We start from the raw sequence: 3578 nt of genomic DNA, 5'->3' as shown, positions 1-3578 counted from the left end.
GGGAACGGCGCGACGACATCCACGAAGCCTTCCTCGGCCTCGCGACCTGCCTGATCACCCACCGGCACGTCCAACGCCTTTGTTAGGACCTCTAAGGATGCTGCCCAGCGCGGTGCAGCGGCGTAGTGCGGCCAACCATTTGCAGGCGGCCCACAGTGCCGAACCGGTCAAGCAGAAGGCTCGTGGGGGGTGCGGGAGGTACCGGTCACGGCGCCGACGATCGCCTCGGCCCTCGTGCGGGCCCACTGGTGAAGTGGCGGTATTCATGAGCTGCAACATTCGCCCGCAGCCCGAGCAGCTCCGTGCTCGGGCACCGAGCCGAGAGACGCGAACCAAACGGCAGTGAACCGCCGCACGCCAGCTGACAGGCCACTTGTACGCCGGCCACATTGCCGCCTGATGTGGGTGTGTGCTGGCCCGGCTACAGCTCGAATTCCAGGTCGATGAGGTCGGTGAGTTCGACTTCGAGACCGTGGGCGCGGTGGCCGTTGTCGCGGAAGTAGACCTCGCCCAGGGCCTGGGCGGCGATCTGGCGGAGTTGGTCTTCGGTGGCGCCTTCCTCCTGGGCGGTGAAGAGGCGGGCGGCGTGTTGTGGGGGCAGGGCGAGGGTGAGGTGTCGGATGCGGGCGTCGTCGGTGCTGCCGGGTGCGGCGGTGTAGCCGAAGCGGCCCTGGACATCGATCATGATGCCGTCGGTGGCGGCGGCCGTCTGTTTGGCCTTGGCTTTTATCTGTGGCTGCCAGCGGGCGCGGACCTCGCGTTCGAGCCGGTCGGCGAGTTCCGGGCGGGGCGTCTTGATCTGGTTCTTCACATAGCGTTCGACGGTGCGCTGGCTGATGCCGAGCAGCTCGGCCACGCGCCTGGTGCTGCGCTGGTGCTGGCGGACGAGGTAGCGCATCTGTGCTCCGGCGGATTTCGGGATGGGGCGCGTGAACGCGCCCTGCACCGCTTTGTCGAGTCCTTCCCCGACCGTGACCATCGCTGCGAATTCCCCTTATACTCCGGTGTCCTTGGCGGTGACCTCGCCGGTCTTGATGTAGCGGGCGAGGTTGGCGACGTGGCCGTCACCGGCGAGCTGCTCGAGCACGCCTGAGCCCCACAGCACGCTCTGGGTTCCCTCGTGTTTAACCATCCCCGGGGAGACGCCGAGCCGGAAGCTGCCCGGCACGGTCTTGCCGCCCGAGTCGTAGGGCAGGACGTCGAGCGGGCTGGGCCCGTCGGCGGCGTACACGGCGCAGTCGGAGAGGACCGCGACCGGATACTGCCCGGTGGCCGCGGCAAGGGCGGCCATCTTGCGGTGCATGTTGATCCGGGCCCGGGAGATCACGGCGGCACGGATGTCGGGCCGCCACGTCGGGCGGGCGAGGGCGGGCCAGGGCTGTCCTGGTTTCCAGCCGCCGCCGCGCGCCTTCTCCCGCAGTTTGCCGATGCCGCCCTTGACGGTCATCTTTACCGCGTCCACGACGATGCCCAGCTCCGCATCACGGCTCTTGTAGCCGTCCATCGCTTTCAGGAACTCGGTCGGGGACAGCTTCTCGCCCACGCCGAGATCGGCCATGGTTGCGACGTAGGCATCGCGCAGCCGCTTGTACCAGCCGTCCAGGAACCGGCCGTGCTCGGGGCGAACCCACGCCTCCACCGGGGCGACGTCGTAGCCGAGTTCGACGGCATACGCCACGGTGGGCGTGGCATACCAGGCCGGACCCGTCGGGCGCCGGCCGGACGGCGTGAACGGGCTGGGCAGCAGGTCGCCGTCGAGGTCGCGCCACTGCTTGCCCACCTTCATCCGGGACGGATCGACGTGGGAGAGGTCGACCAGCCACGAGCCGGGCAGCGACGCATCGAACGCGGGCCGGGTGACGTGCACGGGTGGTGACGCGAGACCGACGACGGCGCCATTGGCGCCCGCGGCGAACGCCAGGTTCACATCGAGGCCGACCAGGTGCCGCTTCATGCACTCGGCGTCGGTGAGATCCCGCGCCCAGTCGTAGGCCTCCTCGAACAGCTTCTCCTCGGGGCCGCGTACATGGAAGCGGGGCAGGTCGGCCAGGACGGGGTGCCCGTCGGGCGCCTCGCACGGCGCCGGGTCGACCGGCTGCGTGCCCAAAGAGCCGGGCCGGTGCTCGGAATGACGCCGGCCCTCGGCGTCCGGCTCGCTCGCACGGGTCGGCGGGTTCAGCACGGTCATCAACTGCAGCCCCGTCACCGCGGGCGAACCCACCGGCGTCATCACCCGCTGCGCATACACACCCAGCACCCGGGCCAACTCCGCCGGCTCGAGCCGCGCGGCATGACCCCACGCGCGCCCGTCCAGGGCGCGCCAGGACGGGATACACAGCTGCACGCACTGCCGGCGCCCGCCCTGGGCGGGGCGGTAGATCCGCGCCCACGGCCCCAGCCCTCGTTTGGTGAGCTGCCACTCGGCCCGCTGAAGCTGCTTGACGACCTTGTGCCCCTCTGCCAGCCGCCCGGCGAGTCGCTCGGACTCCGACAGCGAGGCGGGCAGGCCGTAGCGCTCGCATACGGCCTCGGTGAGCACCAGCAGCGGGTCGGCGTCCTTGCCCGAACCGTGCAGCCTCTCCGCCCCGAGCCGCGCCTCGGCCAGCGTCCACTCGATTAGCGCGGGCAGCGACTTGGCGGGCACGTCCAGGATCAGACCGCCGACGCCGTAGCCGGTCACCTGGCGGTCCGTGTCGGCATCGAGAACGAGTAGCGGGCCGTGCGCGTACACACCGCCGGGCGCGTGCGTGTTCGCCGGGCGGGCGGCCTCCTTCGCACCCGGACGACGCGAGCCCTGCGATGCGCGCTCGGCACGCGGGCCCGCCGCCGGGGGAGCGGAGCAGGTATCCTCTGCCCCGGCCCGGGTTGTGGCCGTGCTGTTCGGCTCGCTCGGCGGCGCCTTCGCCGGGCTCACCGTCGGCGTCGACGGCGCCGCGGCCGTGGTCTTGGCTGCGGGCGGCGCAGCGGGCTGCGGCACCGCGGTGTCCTTCTGCTCCGCACCCGCGCCCTCCTGGTCGGCACCGGTGCTCTCCGGGGTGGGGTAGAGCGTCGCGAGCTGATCCAGCAGGCGTGCGTACGCCTCCCGCTCCGGCGGCCTGGGCTCAGTCTTGCCCGACTCCCACGCACCGACGGTCGCCCGCCGCACCCGCAGCACGGCGGCCACCTCGTCCAGTGTGAGGGCGTGAGCCTGGCGCAGCCGCCTGCGCTCCGCTGGCGGCGGCAGCGGGGACCGGGATGCGACCAGCGCGTCCACGGCATCGAACAACTCCGACATGACACACCTCCGCCCTCGACTCTACCGGATTGTCGTACGCTTGGCGTACGACATGCGTACTTCTTGCGTGCGTATGGAATGCTCGCCGCACACGTACCCCACCGCCCACGCTTTGGAGCCGTGGCCCGTACACCAGAACAAGCCAGGGCTAGCCGACAGCTGCCTCGACTCAACACAGGCCGCCGCTTCCTAGAAGGGTGGAGTAGTACCAGCCTCTAACGAAATGAGTGTTGGGGAACGGTAGGCTCGGTGGCCATGAGTCAGAGCGGTTCGCAAGCGGCGGCATTCTTCCGAGACGTCCGCC

General features: G+C 70.5%; 2 protein-coding genes. Both read right to left on the bottom strand.

The genetic code is table 11. From position 1 onward, the window contains the following. Positions 1–421 precede the first annotated feature (421 nt). Complete coding sequence (tpg, locus tag ACH4C6_RS36195; RefSeq protein WP_398112817.1) at positions 422–979, bottom strand: telomere-protecting terminal protein Tpg; 558 nt, start codon at positions 977–979, stop codon at positions 422–424. 15 nt (positions 980–994) lie between these two features. After that, on the bottom strand, positions 995–3274 hold the full coding sequence (gene tap / locus ACH4C6_RS36190; RefSeq protein WP_398112816.1) for a telomere-associated protein Tap: 2280 nt from the start codon (positions 3272–3274) through the stop codon (positions 995–997). Positions 3275–3578: the final 304 nt, after the last annotated feature.

It is taken from the genome of Streptomyces sp. NPDC017943 (assembly GCF_044328425.1).
Lineage (GTDB): Bacteria > Actinomycetota > Actinomycetes > Streptomycetales > Streptomycetaceae > Streptomyces > Streptomyces djakartensis_A.
This window is presented reverse-complemented; position numbering and strand designations above follow the sequence as displayed.

What these genes read in the sequence shown, in the direction of transcription:
- tpg (WP_398112817.1), bottom strand. Translation starts at nt 979, where the DNA reads ATGGTCACGGTCGGGGAAGGACTCGACAAAGCGGTGCAGGGCGCGTTC.
- tap (WP_398112816.1), bottom strand. Translation starts at nt 3,274, where the DNA reads ATGTCGGAGTTGTTCGATGCCGTGGACGCGCTGGTCGCATCCCGGTCC.